The organism is Collinsella provencensis (assembly GCF_900199705.1).
GTDB lineage: Bacteria > Actinomycetota > Coriobacteriia > Coriobacteriales > Coriobacteriaceae > Collinsella > Collinsella provencensis.
The window spans coordinates 90,763-115,543 of sequence record NZ_LT904908.1 but is presented as its reverse complement, the minus strand read 5'-3'; the positions used below and the strand labels follow the sequence as shown (position 1 = coordinate 115,543).

The following is a 24,781-nucleotide window of genomic DNA, read 5'->3' as shown; positions in this document are numbered from 1 at the left end:
GCGCCAAATAAAGCGTCAAGTTCCTCAGTCATTCATCCAGCCATATCTCGGCTGTCAGCTTGCGAAACACCAAACAACGTGGCAAGCTCCTCGGTGCCATGCACTGTTGCCAACGCACCCGCCTGTTCCAGCTCGCCTTGGGCAGCCGCCCCCGTATACACTCCTACGCAGGGAATTCCCAAAGCGGCGGCCCCCTCTACATCGTAGAATCGGTCACCAACCATTATGGCTTGAGATGCGTCGACACCCAGCATATCGAGAGCGGCTTGAATCGACTCAGTCTTTGAATAGCGCGTACCGATGACGCGACCGGCAATCGCCTCGAATTGATCCAGACCCAGGCACTCGGCCATGCGGCAGGTTACCGCTTCAATACGTGAAGTTGCGATAGCGAGGCGCTTACCCTTGGCATTCAATGCATCAAGTAGCTCGACGATCCCCGGCATCACGGGATAGTCTGCAGGTTCAAGGATTTCATCGAACAGTTTGCGATACTCAGCTGCAAACGCGATGGCATCCTCCTCTGATACACCGCTAATGAGCTTGAACCCCTCTTCCAGCGGCGGACCAACCATGAGCAGCATGCGCTCACGCGGAACGCTGATACCATGACGCGCAAGGGTCTCAGTTGCCACGCGTAAAATCGCCGGAACGGTATCAGCCACCGTGCCATCAAAATCAAATAACACCACAGGGTAGTCGGCAATGTCATGCGACGCAGACGCAAGTTGCGACACGAATTCTCCCAACGCTTGAATGATATGAAAACGCCCCTATCGCGTTATTTGCGACAGGGGCGTAAAGGTGCGAGTTAAAACGCAAAGCCGCGTTACTCGGCGTCAGCCTCCTCGGCCTTCTCCTCAGCCTCGGCCTCACCCTCGAGCGGGGTGACCTCGATCTCGATGCCGAGGGTCTCGGCAGCGGACTTCATGGACAGGGAGATACGACGACGGTCGAGGTCGATCTCCATGACCTTGACCTGGACCTTGGCGCCCACAGCGGTGACCTGGGCAGGCTGGTCGACGTGCTTGTTGGCCATCTCGGAGATATGCACGAGGCCCTCGATGCCGTCACCAAGGTCGACGAACGCGCCGAACGGGACGAGCTTGGTAACGGTACCCTCGACAATAGCGCCAACGGGGTACTTCTTGACCAGCGCGCGCCACGGATCCTCGGTGGTCTGCTTGAGACCAAGGGAGATGCGCTCGCGGTTCAGATCGACGTCGAGAACCTCGACCTCGACCTCCTGGCCGACCTTGACGACCTCGGAGGGGTGATTGACGTGGTTCCAAGAGAGCTCGGAGATATGGATGAGGCCGTCGATGCCGCCCAGATCCACGAACGCACCGAAGTCCACGATGGAGGAAACGGTGCCCTTGAGACGCATGCCGCTCTTGAGCTTGGCAAGAATCTCGGAGCGCTCGGCCTTGCGGGACTCCTCGAGCACAACGCGGCGGGAAAGCACGACGTTGTTGCGGTTGCGGTCCATCTCGATGACGCGAGCCTCGATGCGGGTGCCCATGTAGGAAGCGAGGTCCTTCACGCGGCGCAGGTCAACGAGGGAGGCGGGCAGGAAGCCGCGCAGGCCGATGTCGAGGATAAGACCACCCTTGACGACCTCGATAACCTCGCCCTCGACGTTCTCGCCGGCGTTGAACTTCTCCTCGATGCGGTTCCAGGCACGCTCGTACTCGGCGCGCTTCTTGGAAAGCACCAGACGGCCGTCCTTGTCCTCCTTCTGAAGGACGAGGGCCTCGATGGCATCGCCAACATTGACGAGGTCAGCGGGGTTGGCGTCCTTGCGGATGGACAGCTCGCGGACGGGAATGACGCCCTCGGACTTGAAGCCGATGTCAACGAGAACCTCGTCGCGCTCGATCTTCACAATGGTGCCATTAACCAGGTCACCCTCATCGAAATCGGTAATGGAATTGTCGATGAGGTTGTTCATCTCCTCCGTATCGACGTCGTCGAGGGAGAAAATGGACGAGTTCTGAATCTCACTCAAAGGTGGACCCCTTTCGAACTACGGGGCCCCGATTACCTGACCTGCAGATGGTTGCGAACGGCGGGCATGTGCCCGTAGAACGCGTGCACCGTTTGGCACAATCTCGGGGGCCGACAGATACTATCGTGACGCGGACGCAATCACGTTTGAATAGACTACGGGGAAACGCTGCAAATTGCAAGGATAAAGCGGCATTTTTGTGCGAGCGGCCTAATTTTTCCAGCCATCGTACACGCGAGTAACAACCCTTTGGACCATCGCAATCACGTGCATGTCGTCATGTGCAGGTGAATCTCACGATGATTCGCGACTCGACGAGTGCGGAAAATGGCATTTTGTAATCGAGATATAAGGGCTTCTTCATTTTTTCTTGGGACCAAAGCTGCCATACTTGGGTACAACACGTGATACGTAGCCTGCGTTTGTATTTGGAAGGAGGCGCTCATGGCAGATTTGAAGGCAGTCGTGTTCGATATGGACGATACCCTGCTCAGCATCAATCTGAGCGCCTTCATCGCCATGTATGCCATGGATGAAGCGGACTTGCTTGCAAAGATTTCCCGCAAACGCACGTTTACGCTGTTCAGCGCCTACGCCAGTGCGATGCTCGATCTCAATAACGCGGAGCGCGACGAGGGCGATACCCGTACGAATTTCCGTTATTTCTTCGATGCGCTTGAGACGCGCTGTGGACTCCCCTATTCGGATCCTGCCGTTCTCGATGCGCTTGATTTTTACGAGCGCGAAATCCTTCCCCGCAAAAACGACCGCGTGGTCAGCGCGCGTCCGCGCGAAGGTGCACAAAAGGCGGTTGAAACGGTGCTCGACCATGGCTATCGCATCGCGTTGCTCACCAACCCGAGCTTCTCACGTGCATGCATCGAATGCCGCATGGCGTGGGGTGACATGCTCGATATGCCTTTTGAGCTGGTGACCACATGGGAGAACTCCACCCGCTGCAAGCCGGATGCGGGCTATTACCGCGAAGCGCTGGACAAATTGGGTCTTGCTCCCGAGGAAACGCTTATGGTGGGCAACGATCCCAAGCGCGACTTCCCCGCTGCCAGCTTTGGCCTGCAAACCGCATACGTCGGCGCAGGCGCACCCAAACGTGCACTTTGGTGCGGGTCGATGGCGGATTTTGCGGCGAATTTCAACGAAATCGAAGAGCGCTTCCATATGCAATCGAAGGCGAACCGCGAAACGTAAAAGCGGCACGCCCACGTGAACGCGCCGCCGTAAAATCGCTTGCTTTATCCCGGGCGATAACCCAGGTTAAAACCGCTAGTTCAACTCGGTCTTGCCGATCATGATGTTCAAGATCTCGACATCCGTGTCTTTCATGCCAACACGGCCCACGTAGCCCATGGCGGCGATCGTCTCTTCAACCGTCTCCTGAACCACGCCCTCGCCGGCACGGAAGCCGCGACCAGCCAAGGCCATATCGCTTGCCAAAATGCCGGCATCGACGGCAGCGGAAATCTTCGCCGCGCAGCTCGCCTTGGCACCGTCGCACACGATACCGCCCACGTTGCCGAGTGTGTTCACCACCGTCGCGCCGATTTGCGCACGCGTGCCGCCGCGCATCCACGTGATAGCGGCAGCCGCACCGCATGCAGCGCAAACCACGCCACAAAAAGCGGAAAGCGCGCCGATGTAACTCTTCACGTGAACGGCGACGAGGTCGGCAAGCGCAACGGCACGCAGTAGCTGCTCACCCTCGATACCAAGGTCGGAAGCATATGTCGCCACGGGCAGCGCGCAGGTAATGCCCTGGTTGCCCGACCCGCACACAATCACAACCGGCAAAGCGCAACCGCTCATGCGCGCATCCGAACCGGCAGCTGCACGGGCACGGGCGCGACTCGCGAGATCTTCACCACGTGTGGCAAGCAGAGTACGTCCCACCTCAGCGCCCCACGCATTGGCAAGACCTTCCTCGGAGATCTCCGTGTTGAGCTTGATCTGACGCTCCAACGCCTCGCGGGCGGCTTCGATGTCACCGGTCTCGGCAAAATCGAGGATAACGTCAAGCGAAAGTCCCGGTACAGGGGCAGCCGGCTTGGTAGCCACATCGTTCTCGCCCGCGGAATTCAGCGCGGTCATGAGCGCGCAGGTACCGCTGCAAGTGTCCTCTACGCTTCCGCCGCGAGCCGCGGGGCACAGCTGCTGCGCAGCGACGCCATCGCGCGTGCAACGCACGACGTTGGTATGATGCTCGGAGATCGCAACCTCCGACACGTGACCCAAGGCATGGGCCTTGACCTCGATATACAGGTTGGGAACGCCCTCGACCAGCGACACGTCGCAGTAGCCTTTTTGAGCAAGAAGCTCACGCGTACGAGCACGATCCGCATCGGTAATGCCCTCGAGGACCTCAAGCGAGGCGGCGGCGTTACCGCCCACCGCACCGAGGACCGCTGCGGCTTCAACACCGCGCATGCCCTCGGAATTGGGAACGGTCACGCTTTTGACGTTTTTGATGATATTGCCCGAACAACCGACCTCGAGCGACTCCGGCTCGCACCCGAGTACCAAACGAGCGAGGGCCGCCGCATATGCAACGGCAATGGGTTCCGTGCAGCCGAGCGCGCAGATAAGCTCGCCGTTAAGCAGGTCACACAGGGCCTGATCACGTTCAGTCAACATCGTTACGCCTGCCCAAAGAAACGCTCAATCTCAATCTGGGCGTTATCAAGGCAGTCGGAGCCGTGAATCACATTCTCGTTCACGTCGTGCGCGAAGTCGCCGCGGATGGTTCCGGGGGCGGCGTCGAGCGGGTTGGTGGCGCCCATCAGGGTGCGCATCTTGGCAACGGCGTCGAGGCCGGAAACGATCATCTTGATGACGGGGCCGCTCGTCATGAACGAGACCAAATCGCCGAAGAAGGGCTTATCGGCCAGGTGGGCGTAGTGCTGCTCCACGAGCTCGGTATTGAGCTCGCACTTCTCCATGCGCTCGATGGTAAGGCCGCAGCGCTCGATACGGTCGATGATGAGGCCGCTCTTGCGATCACGAACCGCGTCGGGTTTGATCATGATGAAGGTCTTTTCGAAATTAGCCATGATAATTCTCCCTTGTCGTAGTTGTTGGCATAGGCGCAATGGCACCATGGCATCGTATCGTACCTGTGGCGGAAGCGACACCGCGTGAACGGGCCTCTCCGCAAACGGTCCACGTACAAGGGAGGGGCGGCTCGATCCCAAAGTATCACCTCGGAACATTCACCGCCCGCACACAATATGAGTGGGCTCAGCTCAGGTTTCCCATCTCAATCACCGGCGAAAGGCCCATCAGCGCCGCCTCGTCGGCAACGAGCGATGAGCACACGAGCTTCATCTGCTCCCTCACTGCCGCAGGAGCCGTACCGCCTTCGGTAAAACGAGCCGAGACAACGGCTTTGATATCGAGCGCGTTTGCGATGTCCTTGCCAAATAGCGGGCTCGCCTCCTGGAACACTTCAAACGGCAACTCATCGAGTTGGCATCCGCGATGCTCGCATTCGAGCACAAGACCGCCCACGATCGCATGGGCCTCACGAAACGCCATGCCATGCTTGACGAGGTAATCCGCCACATCGGTCGCCGCCAAATGCCCCTTGTTGCACGCCACACGCATGGCATCCGTGTTCACGGTCATCGTTTTTATCATCCCCGCCATCACCTCGAGGCTCTGCAGCAGCGTACGGGCAGAATCGAGTGCGCCCTCCTTGTCCTCCTGCAGATCTTTGTTGTACGCCAACGGCAAACCCTTGCATGTAACGAACAGCTGCAGCAAGTTGCCATACACACGACCCGTCTTACCGCGAATGAGCTCGGCGAAATCGGGGTTCTTTTTCTGGGGCATGATGGATGAGCCCGTGGAAAACTCGTCCGAAAGCGTGATAAAGCCGAATTCCGTGGTACTCCACAGCACGATTTCCTCGGACAGACGCGAAAGGTGCAGAGCCATGGTGCTGCATGCATAATGCAGGTCGAGCAGGAAATCTCGGTCACTCACCGCGTCGAGCGAATTGGGAATCACCTGCGTAAAACCCATGGCGTAAGCAGATGCCACACGGTCGAGCGGATACGAGGTCCCCGCAAGCGCCGCCGCGCCGAGCGGACTGGCGTCGGCCGCCTGGAACGCCGCGAGCAGGCGCTTGAAATCGCGCGTGAACATCCAGTAATACACCAGCAGATGATGGGAGAAGAGCACCGGCTGCGCATGCTGCAGGTGCGTCATACCGGGAAACACCGCCTTGGGGTGAGCGTTCGCCACATCCACCAATGTATGGCGGAGCTGCAGGTTCGCTTCCATCAGCTGCTTGGCAAGCGCCTTGGCGGCAAGGCGCGTATCGGTTGCCACCTGATCGTTGCGCGAACGCCCCGTATGCAGGCGCTTTCCCGCCTCGCCGATGCGACGCGTGAGCTCGGACTCCACCGCCATATGGATGTCCTCGTCGTTGATGTCGAACGCGAACGAGCCGGCCTCGATATCCGCCTCGATGGCGGAGAGCCCCGCCGTGATGGCCTCAGCGTCCTCGAGGCTGATGATCCGCTGCTTGGCAAGCATCGCGGCATGTGCCTTCGACGCCGCGATATCCTGCTTATACAGGTACTTGTCAACCGGCAGCGACGCGCCAAACTCTTGTGTGGAAGTCGCGACCGTTCCCTCGAATCGTCCGCCCCAAAGCGCCATGTGCATTGCTCCTCTCACCTGCGCTGCCCCTATCGCGAGGCCGCGCAACACCCGAACGCACGCCTGCCGCAAAACAGGCGTGCGCTGTTATTCCCGCTGGGCAATCCCATCCGTAACCGAGTCAGGGGATGCAAGTTGCCCAGATCAAGAGTTCCTAGTAGTTGACCGCCTTGCCATAAGCGACGGGCTGCGTCCCCGCCACCACATCGAAAGCGGCGCTTTGCGAAGGGGCCTCGAGTGCCGCCTTCTTGGTCGCCCACGTTTTGAGGGAAAGACCCTGGATGTCGATGAAGCCCTTGGCGGCCTTCTGATCGAAGGCGTCGTCGTTGTCATAGGTGGCAAGCGCGGCATCGTAGAGCGCTGCGGCAGAGGAACGACCCACCACCACGCAGCCGCCCTTGTAGAACTTGAGCTTGACCGCACCGGTGAGCTGTTGCTGCGTAGAGGACATGAACGCATCGAGCGCCTGTTTGAACGGGCTGAACCAGCGACCGTTGTACACCTGGTCGGCCCAAAGCTGCTCAAGGGCGAGTTTGTGATGGAGCACGTCGCGCTCCAGGCACAGGTCTTCGAGCGCCTTGTGAGCCTGAATGAGAGCGAGACCAGCTGGAACCTCATAGCACTCGCGGGACTTGAGGCCCACGTAGCGGTTTTCAATCATGTCGATACGGCCGAACCCATTCTCGCCTGCGATACCGTTGAGCTGAGCGATGAGCGCGGGCAGCGGCATCTTGGCGCCGTCGAGACTGCACGGTACGCCGGCCTTGAAACCGACCTCGACATAGGTTGGCTCATTGGGGGCGTCAACCGGATCGCACGTCATGGTCCAAATGTCCGCCGGCGGCTCAGCCCATGGATCCTCGAGCACACCCGCTTCGATAGCACGACCCCACAGGTTATCGTCGATGGAATAGGGCTTCTCGATGCTCTGCGCCACCGGGACGCCGTTCGCCTTGGCATATGCGATCTCGTCGGGACGCATACCGAGGTCCCACTCACGCACGGGGGCGATCACCTTGAGAGATGGGTCGAGCGTGGCGATGGAGGTCTCAAAGCGCACCTGGTCATTACCCTTGCCCGTGCAACCGTGGGCAACATAAGCAGCGCCGTACGTATGCGCGACATCCACCAAGTGTGCGGAGATGAGCGGACGCGACAGGGCGGAAAGCAGCGGATACTTATTTTCATACATGGCGTTGGCGGCGATGGCACAGGTGAGGTACTCAGAGGCGAACTCGTCGACCATGTCCACGACCTCGACGGCGACGCAGCCGAGCATCTTCGCCTTTTCCGCGATCTTCTCAAGACCGTCATGCTCCTGGCCGACGTTGCCGAGCATGGCAATGACGTCAAGGTTCATCTCATTTTGCAGCCATTTGATGCAGACAGACGTATCGAGGCCGCCCGAGTACGCGAGTACGACTTTTTCCTTGGTGAGTTCCTTGCTCATGGGTTCGTCCTTTCATCGACGTTTACACCGAAAGAGGGATGGACCCAATCGACAGCGGTATCACTTTGAGAGTTTGAGGCGCATGGCAGGTTGCGTACTATGGCGATGGGCGCGATGTACGCCTGCCATGGCGAGATAAAAGAAAACCGCCCTTGAGGCGGTTACTCTCTCGAAACGATAATCGATTGGGTCCCGGCGAAGGCCACGTGCGACCTTCATGACAACAGGGGCAACGAGTTATCGTCGTCGAGAGATTGCACGCTGGCGTCGGCGGTTCGCAGTGGCGGCGTTCTGGCCGGGCATGATGGCGGAATCCGCCAGAGCCTGATATGTAGCCAGTGCCTGAGTCACGTGAACGAACCTTTCGTAGCGCTTGTTAATCGCAATCAGTATCCGCAAACGGTTGGTTTTGCCCGCCAAGCGGCGTTTGCGATGTTCACTATAGTAGCCTAAAGCGCTTGCAGCACAAAGAACTTTTTCAAATCGCTTGTTTTGTTTCGAAGCAGTTTCGAGATGGCGCATCGCACGTGCGCGATGGTGAGCTTGTTGGACAAAATGTGTATCCGGGTCGGGGTTGATGGCGCGGGCCGCCGGCGTTTTCCCGCGTCATGCGGTAGCGAGTGCGCCGGAGTTCGGCCAAGTGCACGACGCGGATGCACGATACGGCAGGGTTTTTGCATCCCGATCGGGTTTTGCCGAGTAGTCGAAAAACCGTGGCGACGAAACCGCTGGTAGGGGCGTCGCCGTTTTTCCGAAACGGGCCGTCTACCCGGGATTTCGCCGAAGCAATGCGAAAACCCCACCTTATTGTGCAAAGGAATTTTTTAACGCGCCGACCAACTGGGGAAACGACGATGGAGATGAATACGCGCAGATGCGCGGCGCGGCGCGACACCGCCTTGCCGCCGAATCAGGCGCCGGGCGCGGCGCGATCGCATTTTCGCTATGTCGCGCCCTCATCCCGCAACAACAAAGGACCCGTTTCCGAGTCGCCCGCCCGCGTGTCATCCGGCGCTCGGGCAGTCCCGCCCGCGACGCACGCCCGCATATCGTTCCACGCGCAGTTCCGCACGCAAAGGAGGGCCCAGTGGGCCCTCCGTCTTGCGCAGGACTGTTCGAGCATGGAATGATATGCGAGCGAGCGGCGCACCCCCCGGACGGCCCTAAGTCGGACACCCATTTTGTCCTATGAGCTCGATAGTGCACAACGTGTCTTGTTCGTTTTTCTCAGCCAATGCCGTTGAGCGCTCGTTACTCGTCCTTGAGATAACGCGCCAAAAACTCGCGCGTACGCGGATGTTGCGGATTCGAGAACAACTGCTCGGGTGAACCCTGCTCCGCGATAATGCCCTTGTCCATGAAGACGACCTCGTCGGACACCTCGCGTGCAAACGTCATCTCATGCGTCACCACGACCATCGTCATGCCGTCGCGCGCAAGCTGATGCATGACCTCGAGAACCTCGCCCACGATCTCGGGGTCGAGCGCACTCGTGGGTTCGTCGAACAACATGAGATCGGGGCGCATGCACAGGGCACGAGCGATGGCGACGCGCTGCTTCTGACCGCCCGAAAGGCGGCGGACATCTGCCTTGGCGAACTCGGTCAAGCCGACTTCCTCAAGATGCTCCATAGCGACGCGTTCGGCCTCGTCTTTGCCCATCTTCTTGAGCGTCACTGGGGCGAGCGTGCAGTTATCAAGCACGTTCATGTTGTTGAACAGGTTGAAGCTCTGAAACACCATGCCGATCTTCTCGCGCAGCTGGTTAACACCCACGCGCTCGGCGACAAGGTCCTTCCCATGGAACCACACGTGTCCCGCATCGGGAGTCTCGAGCAGATTGAGGCAACGCAAGAGCGTGGACTTACCCGAACCGGACGAGCCGATGATGGTGACCACCTGACCGGGCATCACCGAAAGGTCGATGCCGCGCAGCACCTCATGGTCGCCGAACGATTTGTGCAATCCCTCGATGCGGATCATGGGTTCTTTGCTATTCGCCTCTTGCTCTGCGACAGATGCAGCCTGCGTGTCAGCGGCATTGTCGATAAGCTCTGCCATGGTCTACTCCTCTCCCACCAGCGTCTGATCGGACGTGCTGCCGAGCGGCTCGGGCTGCACATCGAAATGACGCGCGAACTTGCCGAGCAGCCACGAGGCGATCATGGTGAGGCACAGGTAAATTGCCGCCGAGATAAGACTGGGCTGCAGCTGGTTGTAATAGATGCCCGTCACGGTTGTGTTGGCAAACATCAAATCGAACGTGCCGATAACCGAAAGAACCGAGGAGTCCTTGATGTTCACCACGAGCTCGTTAGACAGACCGGGGATGGCATGTTTGATGCCCTGGGGGAACACCACGCGCGTCATGGCCTGCCACTGCGAAAGGCCGAGCGAACGGGCACCTTCCATCTGGCCGGGGTCGACCGCCTCGATACCGCCGCGCAGCACCTCCATCATGTACGCCGTGGAGTTGAGGATGATGGTGAGCAAACCGCCCCAAAACGGCGTCCACACGGCATTGACCTCGGTGGTGGACATACCGGTACCCTTGAGCAGGCCAAAGATCGCGGGATAAATGATCATGGCCTGAATCATCATGGGCGTGCCGCGAATCACGGTGCTGTAGCCCTTGGCAAAACTGCAGGCAACACTTTTGACGGCGCGCATAAAGTCGTTATCCGCACGGTCGATTTTCTGGATGCGGCAAAACGCGAGCAGCAGTGCGAGGAAGAACGCCGCAATGGTACCGAACACGGCAAGCTCGATCGTGGTGATAAGACCTGCCAAGAACGTGTAGCGGTCATGCCACACGATGTAGAACATGCCCTGCAGCAGGTCATCCTGCGGACGGGCTGTTGCTGCGAGCGCTGCAGTCCATGCCGAGGCGATTCCCATAACCAAGCGGTCGAGAATGAAAACCGCCGTGATGGCCCACACGATATACGAGCCGTAGCGCACAGCCTGTTTGACACCCGCACGTGCAAACGGGGCTTTGGCCGCATAACGCTCTCGGTACATGACTTTGAATGCCAGGGCGATGGCGCTCAGCACCAGCCATGCCACCAGCACGTAATACATGACAAGCTCGACCGTGTAATACGGTGCGAGGAAGCTGAGCGCGGGGCGAGACATGCTGGACAGCATCATGCCGATAAACGCCACCGCGCTCGTCCCGAGCAGCACATAACGGTGGTCGTTTAGCACGAACGAAGCGAAACGGCCACGCGCGGGCGCGCTCGAAAAAACGGTACTCATAACCTACTCCTTGCCAGAGAACCTAACGCAGCGCGGGCGCACGTCGAACTCTCGACGCGCGCCCTGATTCAAGCATTGACTGTACTGATTAGGCCGGCTGGCGATCCATGCACTCGTTCCAAATCTGCTGACGCTCTTCGACCGGAATGTCAGCAATGACCTCGTTGATCTTTGCGAGGATATCGTCCTGGCCTTTGGCGATCGCCGCGTTGTCGGGCATGATCGAATCCTCGAACGTGTCTGCCATATCAAGCTGCACGAAATCCGGATACACCTCGATGAGCTTGGGCACCGAGAGCATGGAGTACGTGATGATGTCGCACGTGCCCGAGGAAAGACCCTGAACGACCAGCGGCACCGTCTCGGCGGGCGTCATGTGATTGACATCGGGGATCTGCTCGATAACGTCGTCGAACATCGTGGCCGCCTGACCGAGGATCGAAGCGCCTGAAAGCTCGGCGAACGTCGTCGCAGAGGCGAACGGGGAATCGGCCTTGGTGATGAGCACGATATCGTCGTCGATATAGGACTCGGAGAAATCAGCGGCCTGGGTACGCTCGGGCGTCACTGACATGCCGGCACACACGATGTCGATCTGGCCGTTGTTCAGCGCGTCGATAAGCGCGGAGAAGTCGAGCTTGACGGCAACGGCCTCCATGCCGAGGGCGTCGGCGATGCGCTTTGCGACCTGCACGTCATAGCCGTCGGCATAAGCGCCGGAAACGTTCTCGATGGGAATGGTGGTGTCGGAAGCCTCGGATACCTGCCAGTTATACGGAGCATATGCGGCTTCCATACCTACGCGGAGCGTCTTGCCGTCGCCGAGAACACCGGCACCGGCTGCAGCGCCATCGGCAGCGCTACCCCCGTTGGAGCTCGGGGCGGCGGGTCCACATCCAGAGAGAGCCATCATGCTTCCCATGCCCAACACGGCGAGTCCCGAAAGCTTGAGGAATTCGCGGCGCGAACGCATGGTAGAAATTTGCAGGTCAAAAGTCTCGTTGTTCATGATGTACCTCCTGAAGAATGTAGTGAGACCCCTTCCGCACGGCGCAACCAGAAGGGGCCCATCCCCTTCTCGCTTACAACTTAATGTGACAAAGTTCCGCGTGCTGGCCATAGGTTACTCCATCGAAGTGGAGTGACAGCTGTCTCGGCATTCGGAAACCTAAAAGAAACACGTACCTTACAAGACCCTGGCTCTGTTCATCTGCGTCCGGACATATCGTTCCATACGCAGTTCCGCACGCAAAGAAGGTGCCGCTGGCGCCTTCGTCTTGCGCAGGACTGTTTGAGCACGGAATGATATGTCTGAACGCAATCGAACGGACTCCTTTTACTTCGCGTCCGCCCAGGTTTCGCCCACGCTGGCATCGGCGATGAGGGGAACACGCAACTCAACCACATGCTCCATCTCCTCACGCACCATTGCGATGAGGCGATCGACCTCGCCGGTCGGGCACTCGAAATCGAGTTCGTCATGCACCTGCAAGATCATCTGCGCCGCAAATCCCTCGGCACGCAGGCGCTCGGCCACGCGCACCATCGCGATTTTGATGATGTCGGCTGCCGTGCCCTGCATGGGATGATTCATGGCCGTACGCTCGCCGAACATGCGCTGCGCCGCGATGCGCAGCTCCGGAATGGGACGGCGACGACCATAAAGCGTCTCGGCATAACCCGTGCGTTTGGCCTCTGCCACAGTTTTGTCCAAATAAGTGCGCACCCCGGGATAAGCACGGAAGTAGGCGTCGATCATCTCGCGCGCTTCGGCCATGGAGATGTCAAGTGTCTGCGACAAGCCGTACGCCTGCTGACCGTACACGATGCCGAAGTTCACCGCCTTGGCACGTGAGCGCAGAGCGGGCGTCACGTCCTCAATCCCCACGCCGAACACGCGCGCTGCCGTCTCGGCATGGAAGTCCTCGCCCTCGATAAAGGCGCTCACCAAATGCTCGTCACCGGAAAGATGTGCGAGCAGACGCAGCTCGATTTGCGAGTAGTCGATGGCGACGAAAACCGAGCCCTCCTCAATGGAAAATGCCTTTTTGACCGCATGACCCAACTCGGAACGCGTCGGGATGTTCTGCAAATTGGGATTGGAGCTCGACAGACGCCCGGTGGCCGTGATGGTTTGGTTGTACGTGGTGTGGACGCGGCCATCCGCTGCACGCAAGGGACCCAATGTGTCGAGATACGTCGACTTGATCTTCGTCTTCTCACGGTATTCCAAAATCAGACGGACAATCTCATGGTCGTGCGAAAGGTCCTCAAGCACCTTGGCATTGGTGGAATAGTATCCGCGCTGGGTCTTTTTGAGCCCCGCGGTAGGCAGGCCGAGCTTATCGAACAGAATGTGCGAGAGCTGCATGGGGCTCGACAGATTGAAGGAGTCGTCGCCCGCAAGCTCGCGGATGCGCGACTCAAGCTCCTCGATCTGTCCCGTAAGCGCAGTGGACTGCTCCGCCAGATTATCGGGGTCGACATACATGCCCGCGCGCTCCATGCACGCCAATACACGCACGAGCGGCATCTCGATTTGAGAGAAAATGGGTGCGGCGTTGTTCGCTTCCAATGCCGCAGCCAGCGGCTCACGCACCTCACGCGCGAGATAGGCAGCGCGTGCAGCGCGAACCGGGGCGTCGCTCGCGGCGCCGTCCTCCCCCACCGCAAGCGGTAGCGTTACATGCAGGTATGTGCTCGCCAGGTACTCGTCGTCAAAGCCCGAACGAATCGAATCGAGAAGGTACGCCGCGACCACGGTGTCGAATATATGCGCGGGATCGATGTCGAGCGCATTCATGTGCTCCGGCATGCTCGAGTCGATGGGAGAAAGCTCGTGGAGTAACGCCTTGATATCCGGCGCCACGACCTTGCCCTCGATAAATGCACGCAGAAGCACGCCGCCAATCAGGCCGCACGCCCCTTCAAGACCCTCAAAAGCGGCCAAGCCGAATGCACTTTCAGGCTCTTCGAACGAGAGCAAGGCGCGCTCGGTGCATACCCACAACGTATGTGTGAGGCCGAAAAGCGCCCCCTCCTGCTTGTCGTCATCGAGCGTGATGCCCAACCACTCATTTGCCTCAATGGCACGGGACAGCTCGGCAAGCGCCTCGGAAACACCCTCGCCCGTCTCCGCACGCGCCGACATGACCGCAGGCAGTTCGAACGGAGTGGCAGCTTCCACCGCCGAAGCACTGGTACCCAGCAACGCCAGGAAGCGATTTTGCATGGCGCCGATGCCAAGTGTGCCAAACGCCGAGCTCACCGCCGTAGCGTCATACGACGGGAACGAGACCTCGGATAGATCGCACTCGACAGGCGCGTTCGTCATGATGGTCGCGATTTTGCGCGAGAGCAGCGCGTCGTCGATGTGGGCGCGCAGGTTCTCACCCATTTTGCCCTTGACCTCGTCGGCATGGGCGATTACCTCATCCAGGCTGCCATATTGGGCGATGAGCGCGCTCGCTTTTTTGGGGCCGATGCCCGGGACGCCGGGAATGTTGTCAGATGTATCACCTTTAAGACCGTAGAAATCAGGCACCAAATCGGGCGTGATGCCGTGATACAGGTCGTCCACGCTCTCAGGCGTCATGATAGCGATGTCGGAGAGGCCTTTGCGTGTGGATACCACGTTCACGTGCTCGGTAACGAGCTGATACATATCGCGATCGCCCGTCACCAGGTACATGTCGCAGCCCTGCTCCTCACCACGGCGCGCAAGCGTGCCCAGGATGTCGTCACCCTCCCAGCCCTCGACCTCGAGGACGGGAATGGAAAGCGCGGACAGCAGCTCTTTGATCATGGGGAACTGCGCATGCAGATCGGGGTCCATGGGCGGACGCTGCGCCTTGTAGGTTGGCAGCATTTCCATGCGGACGCGCGGGCGGCCCTTGTCGAACGCGCACACCACGCCATCCGGCGTGAACGTGTCGACCATTTTGAGGAACATGTTGAGGAAGCCGAACACCGCGTTGGTGGGGCGGCCGTCCGGCGCGTTCATGGTGGGCGGAACAGCGTGGAAGGCGCGGTGCATGAGCGAGTTGCCGTCGATGACGGCGATAACGCGACGGCGGTCGGAAGCGGCGGGGTCGGCGGACGCGGCAATGGAAGTGTCAGTCATAGGAAGTCTCTTTCCCGATGAAATGTGTTTAACTCAGTCTACGGCACCGTGCGGACAGCGTGGCGCACGACAGTGTTCGCACGGTAAAATCACGCGCTGCCGCACGCGAACTTGCGTGAGCAAAATCGCACCGTGTTACCATAGCCTACGGTATGTACATCCACCTAAGGAAGGACTCCCATGGAGCGACCGAACGCCTGGAAGAACTATAACGACGACGCCCTTGCCGATCTTGAGCGACTCTGTACGGACTATCGCACGTTTATCAGCGAGAACAAGACCGAGCGCGAGTGCGTGACCGCCTCCGTCAAGCTCGCCGAAGCCGCTGGCTACGTGAACCTCGACACCTGCATCGCTGAGGGTCGCAAGCTCAAGGCGGGAGACAAGGTCTACGCCGTGAATCACAACAAGACGCTCATGCTCGTGAATATGGGCGAGCGCCCGCTCGAGGAGGGCATGAACATCCTCGGTGCGCATATCGACTCCCCACGCCTCGACCTCAAGCAGAACCCCCTGTACGAGGCCGGCGACATGGCCTATCTCGACACGCACTACTATGGCGGCGTCAAGGCCTATCACTGGGTCGCCACTCCGCTGGCGCTGCACGGCGTGGTGTGCAAAAAGGACGGCGCCACGGTGAACGTCGTGGTGGGCGAAGACCCAGCCGATCCCGTGTTCTGCATCTCCGACCTGCTCATCCACCTCGCAGGCGACCAGATGGAAAAGCCCGCCGGCAAGGCCGTCGACCATGAGAACCTCGATGTGATCGTGGCCGGCCGTCCCGTGGTGATCGAGGGCGACGACGAGGCGAAAGAGCCCGTCAAGCAGATGTTCCTCGACCTCATCAAGAGTAAGTTTGACATCGAGGAAGAGGACTTCCTCTCCGCTGAACTCGAGGTCGTTCCCGCCGGCCCGGCTCGCGAGATGGGCCTCGACCGCTCCATGATCATTGGTCACGGCCAAGATGACCGCGTGTGCGCCTATACTTCACTTGCCGCCCAGCTCGCTGTCGAAAAGGTCGAGCGCACGAGCGTGACGCTGCTCGTGGACAAGGAGGAGATCGGCTCCGTGGGTGCGTCCGGCATGACGAGCCGCTTCTTTGAGAACACCGTCGCCGAGGTCATGGCGCTCGCCGGTGAGGACAGCCCGTTGGCGCTGCGTCGCGCGCTTGCAAACTCCCGTATGCTCTCCTCCGACGTTTCCGCTGGATTCGACAACGCCTACGCCGACCGCTTCGAGAAGAAGAACGCCGCCATCATGGGCCACGGCCTGTGTTTCAACAAGTACACCGGCTCACGTGGCAAGGGCGGCTCCAACGACGCCGACGCCGAGTACATCGCGCTGCTGCGCGACATCATGGATGAGGCGGGTGTTGCCTTCCAGACCTGCGAGCTCGGCCGCATCGGCGCGGGCGGCGGCGGCACCATCGCCTACATCCTGGCTGAATACGGCATGGATGTCATCGACTCCGGCGTTGCCGTGTTGTCCATGCACGCCCTGTGGGAGATCACGAACAAGGCCGACGTCTATGAGGCGTACAAGGGCTACATGGCGTTCATCAACCGCGCATAAGTTTCCGCCGCTTATTCGCTCTCGCTGATTCCCGTAAAAGTCCCATTCGGTAAAACGAATGGGACTTTTACCTTAACGGCCCCTTTAAAATCGCTACCCTCATGTGGGAAGGTTAAACGCGGTAGACCAAGTAGACAAAAAATGAGCAAGTCATCTACCAGCAGTTTTTATTCCTGGGTTACCTTGTCTACTTTCGAGATCCGAATTGACCTTCCCATATGAGGGTAGCGATTAAACCCATCGAGGCATCCAAGCGTCTTACCGTGACTCATGTATCGTTTTAATTGTAAATCTCCAACTAACGACGATGACTCTTGTGCGAAGAATTCCAATTTCCGATTGAACCCCAATCCGAATACAGTTCTCGCCTTAGTTTTTCTTCTCGTTCAAGCAAAAGCTCTTTCTTTTCGCAGTACTTTTCACCAAGCTTCTCCGCGATTAAACGCACCATAGCCCGATGCCGTTGAGGTTGTACGAGCTGAGCATATGTGAGAGGAATGTACTCATATCCCATTGATGCCAAGGCTGTTTGACGATTAAAATCCATCATCTGCTGGTCTGCGTTTCCATGAATCAGTCTGCTTTGACATTCGACAACCAGCTGTTTGAGCCCGTCTTTACTCGTCAGAAGCAAGTCGGCATAGCATACACCCTGATCGCACAGCGCCCTCGCTTGACGACTTAAAGGGATTTTCTCGTTAAGAAGAACATTGAAACCCTCTCCGCCACGGGGCCTAGACAATCCATATTGAAGCCCGGCACAAACTTCAAAGGGAGACCGCGCTTCGCCAAGAAAACCCTCTGCAGCTTTCAGCAAACGAGCCGAACCACGACGTCCCTTGCTCCGTTCCGCAAACGCAATAAGCTCATCAACGCCGAGCAAAGGCGGACGTTGCCAAAGATCGGTCAGTTCATGCCGCGCATTCAAAACCGGACTCCATCCATCGCTTCCATGCCAGCCACTATCAATCAGAGCTTTAACCTGATTACGATGCTCAGATGGAAGTTTTACAACCGCAAATCCGCCGAGCATCTCATGCACGAGCATCCCCAGTTGAACATCTGATAAAAAGGAGGCTAATCCCAAAAGCGTAAATGCCGGACTTGCCACTTCGAAATAAGATCCAATCCGAGTAAAAGAACCCGACGGCAAATCTCCGGTCCAAAGATGGTTACATTGATACCTGAATCTTCCTCGATGAGATTGATCGAAAACAAGCACATGAAGCTGGCACCCTAGATAGCCAGAGATTGCTTCATCATTTAGGAGGGCAGATGCGTTGATGCGACTTGTTCGATCGAGACGCGCGAGAAAGTCCTCTCGACAAATAGAGGGAATACGGTGGTAGCGTAAAGCCGATATGTTGCAAATAAGCATGTCCATAGCTCTACGGTATCCGAGCAGCATGGTGATTGAGTCCAAATCGGGCAGAAAACAAATGCTTGTCTGTCGTACTTTCTGGAAGTATCTAACATGCAACCTGAAGCTTTGACGTGACCATCTGATTTTCGCTGGTAGCAAAGGCGTTGTAATCCGACTAACCTGACATCTGAAGTAGCTTCTCCGCAATAACAACATCTAACATCTTTGTATAACAAAAAGCGTATTAATATATTATAATTCTTATATATTAAAATACATATCGCATTATTGCTGATCGCCGCTCTGCTACGTACGGCAAACCATTAATCGCAGGTATAATGGCATCTGGAAAAATGCTTCCTACGCACAGAAGGCGGATGCATACGTGAACTCTGCAAACCACATGGAACATCATGCAATAGGTCGACACCTCGTCTCGGTCGCAGTACCGGTCTACAACGTCGAACGTTACCTTGACCAGTGCCTGGGCTCCATCCGCAGCAGCCTCGGCCGTTCGCTGCAGCTGATCATCGTAAACGACGGATCCACCGACGGCAGTCTCGCAATTGCCGAGCGCTACGCCGAGCGCGCCGAACGCGACCCTTCGCTGCCCGATGTCTGCATCATCTCCAAGGAAAACGGCGGTTACGGCGCGGCGGTCAACACGGGCTTCGCTGCGGCGGATGGCGTATACCTGGGCATCGTCGAGCCGGACGATTACCTGGACGGAGACCTGTTCGGTGAGCTGTTCGCCATCGCCCAAGCGTGCGACATACCCGACGTGGTGAAATCGACCTACAAGCGCGTGTGGATGCCGGATACTCCCGAACAGCGCATCTGGGGCTCGCTCCTGCGTCATCGCGGCGTGCGCACCTGGAGGCAGGGCGTCACGACGCTCGGTGAATCGCCTTTGCTGGTGCGCTGGCACCCTTCCGTGTGGTCGGCTATCTATCGACGCGATTTCCTCGAGACAACGAACACCCGCTTCATCGAAGCTCCGGGTGCGGGCTGGGTCGACAACCCCTTCGTAATGCGTGCCATGTGCCAAGCCGAACGCATCGCCTTCACCGACGACGCCTGGTACTGCTACCGCGAGGACCGCCCCGGTTCGAGCAGCGTTCTCAAAGGGGCGGACCTCTCACTTATCCGTTGGTTGCAAATGAGGGACGAGGCTGCGCAAAGCCGCTGGGCAAACGATGAGGGCGTACTCTCGTCCCTTGCGAGCATCGGTTTTCGATACGCCGCACATCTGTGGGATACGCCGGCCATGGACGACCCGCGTATCGCCGATCTGTTACACCAGGTCCTGCGCGGCATGAACGTGGACGCTGCACTCGGACTCAAAGACGTATCGCCTGCGGTGAAACAACGCTATCTCGCTGAAACCGGCTATGAAGGTGATGCGAACGCCGCAGGCGGAAACCACGCGTACCGTCTCGCACTCATACGCGAACTTGTATACTCTTGGCGCGAGAATGGTTTGTTCTTCGCCTGCGAGCGCGCCGGATTGCATCGGCACGCCGATGATTCTCAACCGAGCGCATAAAGGGAGCGGACGTGGCACTCAGCACACACGACAACATCGACGAGAACCGCACCGAGGCTGAAAACGCGGAAAGCGTTGCGGCTCAAACGGCTGACGGCAATGCCACGGATGCCGCCTCCCCACTCGTAAGCGTCATCATCCCCGCCTACAACGTTGAGGCCTACGTCGAGGCGGCCGTGCGCTCCGTACTTGATCAAACGCTCTCCAACATCGAGATCATCGTAGTGGACGACGGCTCCCGCGACGGAACCGGCACGATTCTCGACCGCATGGCCGCAGAAGACCCGCGCCTCACCGTGCTGCACGTGGAAAACGGCGGAGCCCCCGCGGCGCGCAACCTTGCAATCGACCGGGCACACGGGCGCTATATCGTCTTTGTGGACGCGGACGACGAATGCGTGCCCCATATGCTCGAAACGCTCTACAACCTCATGGAGCGCGATGGGTGCGAGCTCGCTGTGAGCGGCTTTGAAATCGTGACCACAACCGGCTACGGCAACGGTGAAGACTCGGGCGACAACACCTACGTCGAGGTCAAACAGGTGCCTGGCGGCACGTATCGCACCGCCGAGGAATTCCACCATGCCTCCCCTGAGCTCTTCGACAACAACATGCTCTATCCGCCCTGGAACAAGATGTTCCTGGCCAGCCGCTTAAACGACCTCGACATCCGCTTCCGCGATGTTTTCTGGGACGACTTCCCCTTCGTGCTCGACTACATTCGCGACGTAGAGCGCGTCAGCGTGACGAGTGAGCCACTCTATCGCTTCTTCCGCCGCCGTGCCGACTCCGAAACCGCCCGCTACCGCGACGGCGTGTTCGAGAAACGCGAAACGGAAAACGAGTGGATGCGCGAGCTCTATGCCCACTGGGACATGGCCGACGACACCGTGGCTGACGAGATGGTGAGCCGTCGCTATATCGAGCGCCTGGTGGGGTGTGTGGCGAACGAATGCTCGCCCAAGAACCCCAAGAGTTTTGGGCAAAAACGCGCTAAGGTGGCCGAGATGCTCGCCTCCCCCGCCGTACGCCCGGCGCTTGCCAGCGCGCGTCCGCACAGCACCAAGATGAAACTCATGCTCGTACCCTATCGCATGAATAGCGCAACGCTCTGCCTGCTATCTGGCATGTTCATCGAATGGGTGCGCGGCGCTGCCCCCACACTCTTCGCCAAGCTCAAGGCAACGCGTTAACGAAGGCCAAGCCTCCGTCCGACTCCATCGAGCCATCAGTCGAGGAGCTTGGGCGCTGCAAACTTGGTGTAGAGCACCAGCCAGATAAATGAGATCGCAAAGCCGGCGATGACGTCGGTGAAGTAATGCACTGCAAGGTAGATGCGGCTAAATCCGATGAGAGCGATGAGCACGGCAAGGGCGGAGCATATAAGTACGCGTATACGCTTGTCCTCAACCGTGCGCCACACCAGCCAGATCAACAGGCCGAAAAACGCCATGGCCGCCATCGAATGCCCCGAGGGAAAACTATATCCACCCGCATGCACCAAGCGCAGGGCCACATCGGGTCGCGGACGCTGCACGATGGCTTTGAGCACCTGGTTGAGCAAGGCAGAGCCCGCGATGTTGAACGTGCAGAACCATCCCGGATGCCTGCCGGGAACAAATGCGGCGAGCACAAGCAGCATCACGATGAGCGTTGGCGCCGTGGCGATATTGGACAGCGACTCCATGAGTGGCGTGAGCCATGGAGTGCGCACGTTGTTCACCACGAAATCGGTGATGAGCATGTCTATCGGCATGGTCACGCCCTTCCTGAACGTTAGTGCTCGACGACACGGGCCGTCGATTTCGCCGTGCTGTCATCGAACACAATGTGACATTTCCATGGCGAGCATTGTACCCATGCGCTTCCACTATCTGCGGCAATTCTGCGCTTCTGCAGTACAAACGCGTATTTGACCATGTCCGGACGATGCCATATTATCGAACATAAGTTCTATAGTGCTTCTTGGCGAAGGGAGGCTCATGGCCTACCGCGTTGACGATTTGAATGCCCATCCAACCTCCAACACATGGGAACGGACCTATATCTGCATCGACCTCAAGACGTTTTACGCCTCGGTGGAATGCGTCGATCGCGGATTCGACCCGTTCAAGCAAAACCTGGTTGTGGCAGACCTGGAACGTGGACGCTCGACAATCTGTCTTGCCGTGAGCCCTGCCATGAAGAACTTGGGCGTACGCAATCGATGCCGCGTGTTTGAGATTCCGGACTCCATCGACTACATCGCCGCAAAACCGCGCATGCGCCACTACATGGAGGTGTCTGCACGTATTTACGGTATCTACCTTGAATACGTGAGTCCGCAAGACATACACGCCTACTCCATCGACGAGTGCTTCATCGACGCTACGCCCTACCTTGCTCTTTACGGCCTGACGGCCTGCGAATTTGCCGAGCGCCTGCGCCGAGCGGTACTCGCGCGAACCGGAATCACTGCCACCGCAGGCATCGGACCTAATCTTTTTCTCTGCAAGGTGGCACTTGACATCACTGCCAAACATGAAAAGAACGGGATCGGTGTTCTCGACGAAGAACGTTTCAAACGCGAAATCTGGCGTCATCGACCCATCACGGACATTTGGGGCATTGGACCGGGAACGGCAGAACGCCTCGCAAAATACCATGTCTACGACCTCATGGGTGTCGCTGCGCTTGACCAACGCATCCTGTATCGCGAATTTGGCGTTAACGCAGAGTATCTCATTGACCACGCGCATGGCGTCGAGCCCTGTACCATCGCCGAAATCCAAGCGTATAGACCTCAGGACACCTCTTCGGTCAACGGACAGGTGCTGGCACGCAACTATTCCTATGGGGAAGCGTTGACCGTACTGCGCGAAATGGTGGAAAACTCCGTACTCGACCTTGTGGAAAAGGGGTTGGTGGCCAGCAGCATCTCACTCTCGGTGGGATATGGAAGCGAGATAAAGGAGCTGCGTAGGCTCGATGCGAGCGGAAGCGCATCGTATGTAGACGGCTGCGGGCAGCGACGCAACAGTACAGCTGAAGACGTTGCACGACAGACAACACGCCCCCCAAGAGTAGCCGCTTCAGCTGCGCGAGAAAGCACTGGTGCTCGTAGAGCTTCTGGCCAACCTGATGCGAAACGCAGTTTCCAATCCCTCAAATCCCCGGGCGAATGTTCATGCGAGAAGCCAGCTTCCCCCGAATTGGAACGCGATCTCATAGCCGAAGGAACCGTGCAGCGCGCAATGTTTCGAGGCGAACATGGTACGCAGCCCGTTCACGGACGTAAAGGATATGGTCATGCGGGCAAACAGCGAAAGCTCGGCGAACGCACGAACTCGCGTAGGAAGCTCTTGGCGTATTTCGAAACGCTCTTTGAGCAAAGCGTCGATCCGCGGCGGCCGATTAAGCGCATGAGCATAGGGTTCGGCGGATTGCTGCCCGAGGAGTTCGCGACAGTCGATCTGTTTACCGACGTAGAACGCGAGGAACGTGAGCGTGAGCTGCAGCGGGCGATCATCGACGTAAAAGGCCGTTACGGCAAAAACGCGCTCATCATGGGAAGAAGCCTGCGGTCAGAAGCCACGGGACGTGAACGCAACGATCAGGTGGGAGGACATCGTGCCTAGAGACTATTTCGATACGGCCCTGCATGACCAGAGCACGAATCGCTTGACTGCCAATGGGCAACCACGCGCAAGCCGTGCCGCGCAGTTCATGCCCTTTGCCGCTTTAACGGGATACTACGAACTCGCTCGACAACAAGAACGCGTGACGGAACCGCGTCATGAACTCACCGAGGAGGAGGCCCTCGCGCTCTCACGAACCATCACGCAGGTCAAACGCGGCGATATGATTCGCGTGACGTATTACGACTGGGATGCGTACCGCACCGCCTCGGGCATGGTGGCACGTATAGACACGACGCTCAGACGGCTGCAGATTGTCAAAACCGTCATTCCCTTTGACGACATCCGTTCCATTGAACGCGATGCGCAAATTGAAGAGGGCTAAAACTGCAAGGAAGCAAACCAGAACCCGAATACCCCACATCGAACACAAGCTCATGATGTCGTTGTATAGGAACGAGTAAACGTGGAACAATGAAAAGGTCGTTAGCACATCTGCGAGGAGGATATTTTGGACGAAGTAAGACAATCCGCCTATCGTGCAACTGCCAATACCATCATCAAAAAACTTGAACGTCGCAACATGACGGGACATCATTGCGCAACAGCCGCTGAGGCCGTCGAACTCGCGCTCGAACTCGTTCCTCACGATGCAAGCGTGACTTGGGGAGGAAGCGTAACGTTTGGGGAAAGCGGCGTGAAAGCCGCCCTTGCCAATGCGGGATGCCGTATGATTGATCGCGCTGCAGCTACCACACCTGAAGAGCAGGAGGAAATGTGGCGCAACCAGGTAAGCGCCGACTGGTTCTTTATGAGCACGAACGCCATCACGGTCGACGGAGAGCTCGTCAACATCGACGGCAACGCCAACCGACTCTCGCTCCTGTTGCATGGTCCCAAACACGTATGCGTCATCGCCGGCATGAACAAGGTGGTGGCGGATGTCGAAAGCGGTATCAAGCGCATCCGCACCGTATCCTGCCCCCTCAATGCGGCACGTCTGCACACGAACACCCCGTGTGAACTCACGGGAGTTTGCGCCGAATGCCATGCGAAAGGCTGCATGTGCTGCCAAGAGGTCATCACGCGCCATTCGCGCCACAACGACCGTATCCACGTCATTCTCGTAGGCGAACAACTCGGATTCTAGCCATCACAATCCGG

General features: G+C 58.3%; 19 protein-coding genes. 7 read left to right on the top strand and 12 right to left on the bottom strand.

Going from position 1 to position 24,781, the window contains the following annotated elements:
• Nucleotides 1–32 precede the first annotated feature (32 nt).
• Together C1711_RS00495 and rpsA are read right to left on the bottom strand one after the other, a co-directional pair.
• Nucleotides 33–737: an HAD family hydrolase gene (locus C1711_RS00495; RefSeq protein ID WP_102337309.1), complete on the bottom strand. Its 705-nt coding sequence runs from the start codon at nt 735–737 to the stop codon at nt 33–35.
• Nucleotides 738–829: 92 nt separating this feature from the next.
• Nucleotides 830–2,008 (bottom strand): 30S ribosomal protein S1, encoded by a 1,179-nt coding sequence (gene rpsA / locus C1711_RS00490; RefSeq protein WP_102337308.1) that lies wholly within the window; start codon nt 2,006–2,008, stop codon nt 830–832.
• A 444-nt stretch (nt 2,009–2,452) separates the two neighbouring features.
• On the opposite strand from rpsA, the gene C1711_RS00485 reads away from it, so the two are divergent.
• Entirely contained in the window at nt 2,453–3,217 is a 765-nt protein-coding gene (locus C1711_RS00485; protein ID WP_102337307.1) for an HAD family hydrolase, read from the top strand.
• 75 nt (nt 3,218–3,292) lie between these two features.
• On the opposite strand, the gene C1711_RS00480 is transcribed toward C1711_RS00485, so the two are convergent.
• From C1711_RS00480 to polA, 8 genes are all read right to left on the bottom strand, one after another.
• Nucleotides 3,293–4,657, bottom strand: coding sequence for an L-cysteine desulfidase family protein (locus C1711_RS00480; protein ID WP_102337306.1), 1,365 nt, complete (start codon nt 4,655–4,657; stop codon nt 3,293–3,295).
• A 2-nt stretch (nt 4,658–4,659) separates the two neighbouring features.
• Nucleotides 4,660–5,073 (bottom strand): nucleoside-diphosphate kinase, encoded by a 414-nt coding sequence (ndk, locus tag C1711_RS00475; RefSeq protein ID WP_102337305.1) that lies wholly within the window; start codon nt 5,071–5,073, stop codon nt 4,660–4,662.
• A gap of 187 nt (nt 5,074–5,260) precedes the next feature.
• A complete protein-coding gene (gene argH, locus C1711_RS00470) occupies nt 5,261–6,688 on the bottom strand; it encodes an argininosuccinate lyase (protein ID WP_102337304.1) in 1,428 nt (475 codons plus the stop codon).
• A gap of 154 nt (nt 6,689–6,842) precedes the next feature.
• Nucleotides 6,843–8,138, bottom strand: a complete 1,296-nt coding sequence (locus tag C1711_RS00465) for an argininosuccinate synthase (RefSeq protein WP_102337303.1) — start codon at nt 8,136–8,138, stop codon at nt 6,843–6,845.
• A gap of 1,251 nt (nt 8,139–9,389) precedes the next feature.
• Nucleotides 9,390–10,121 (bottom strand): amino acid ABC transporter ATP-binding protein, encoded by a 732-nt coding sequence (locus C1711_RS00460; RefSeq protein ID WP_102338492.1) that lies wholly within the window; start codon nt 10,119–10,121, stop codon nt 9,390–9,392.
• Nucleotides 10,122–10,202: 81 nt separating this feature from the next.
• On the bottom strand, nt 10,203–11,396 hold the full coding sequence (locus tag C1711_RS00455) for an amino acid ABC transporter permease (RefSeq protein WP_199824817.1): 1,194 nt from the start codon (nt 11,394–11,396) through the stop codon (nt 10,203–10,205).
• Between the two features lie 88 nt (nt 11,397–11,484).
• Nucleotides 11,485–12,405 carry a transporter substrate-binding domain-containing protein gene (locus C1711_RS00450; protein ID WP_234346132.1) on the bottom strand — a complete coding sequence of 307 codons (921 nt, stop codon included), beginning with the start codon at nt 12,403–12,405 and terminating at the stop codon, nt 11,485–11,487.
• 327 nt (nt 12,406–12,732) lie between these two features.
• Nucleotides 12,733–15,519, bottom strand: coding sequence for a DNA polymerase I (gene polA / locus C1711_RS00445; protein ID WP_102337302.1), 2,787 nt, complete (start codon nt 15,517–15,519; stop codon nt 12,733–12,735).
• Nucleotides 15,520–15,699: 180 nt separating this feature from the next.
• Here polA and C1711_RS00440 point away from each other — a divergent pair, with 180 nt between their 5' ends.
• A complete protein-coding gene (locus C1711_RS00440; RefSeq protein ID WP_102337301.1) occupies nt 15,700–17,091 on the top strand; it encodes an aminopeptidase in 1,392 nt (463 codons plus the stop codon).
• Nucleotides 17,092–17,389: 298 nt separating this feature from the next.
• Here C1711_RS00440 and C1711_RS07680 read toward each other — a convergent pair whose 3' ends face one another.
• Nucleotides 17,390–18,475, bottom strand: coding sequence for a hypothetical protein (locus C1711_RS07680; RefSeq protein ID WP_159060012.1), 1,086 nt, complete (start codon nt 18,473–18,475; stop codon nt 17,390–17,392).
• Nucleotides 18,476–18,839: 364 nt separating this feature from the next.
• Here C1711_RS07680 and C1711_RS00430 point away from each other — a divergent pair, with 364 nt between their 5' ends.
• Together C1711_RS00430 and C1711_RS00425 are read left to right on the top strand one after the other, a co-directional pair.
• A complete protein-coding gene (locus C1711_RS00430; RefSeq protein WP_102337299.1) occupies nt 18,840–20,000 on the top strand; it encodes a glycosyltransferase in 1,161 nt (386 codons plus the stop codon).
• A gap of 11 nt (nt 20,001–20,011) precedes the next feature.
• The gene (locus C1711_RS00425) at nt 20,012–21,193 is read left to right on the top strand and encodes a glycosyltransferase family 2 protein (protein ID WP_199824816.1); all 1,182 of its coding nucleotides are present in this window, start codon (nt 20,012–20,014) and stop codon (nt 21,191–21,193) included.
• Nucleotides 21,194–21,228: 35 nt separating this feature from the next.
• On the opposite strand, the gene C1711_RS00420 is transcribed toward C1711_RS00425, so the two are convergent.
• Entirely contained in the window at nt 21,229–21,756 is a 528-nt protein-coding gene (locus C1711_RS00420) for a phosphatase PAP2 family protein (protein ID WP_102337298.1), read from the bottom strand.
• Between the two features lie 226 nt (nt 21,757–21,982).
• On the opposite strand from C1711_RS00420, the gene C1711_RS00415 reads away from it, so the two are divergent.
• The 3 genes from C1711_RS00415 to C1711_RS00405 all read left to right on the top strand — a co-directional run bounded on the left by C1711_RS00415 (nt 21,983) and on the right by C1711_RS00405 (nt 24,767).
• Nucleotides 21,983–23,617, top strand: a complete 1,635-nt coding sequence (locus C1711_RS00415) for a Y-family DNA polymerase (RefSeq protein WP_102337297.1) — start codon at nt 21,983–21,985, stop codon at nt 23,615–23,617.
• A complete protein-coding gene (locus tag C1711_RS00410) occupies nt 23,610–24,002 on the top strand; it encodes a YolD-like family protein (protein WP_234346131.1) in 393 nt (130 codons plus the stop codon). Before C1711_RS00415 ends, C1711_RS00410 begins: the two co-directional genes overlap by 8 nt.
• 126 nt (nt 24,003–24,128) lie before the next feature.
• Nucleotides 24,129–24,767: a lactate utilization protein gene (locus C1711_RS00405; protein WP_102337295.1), complete on the top strand. Its 639-nt coding sequence runs from the start codon at nt 24,129–24,131 to the stop codon at nt 24,765–24,767.
• Nucleotides 24,768–24,781 lie beyond the last annotated feature (14 nt).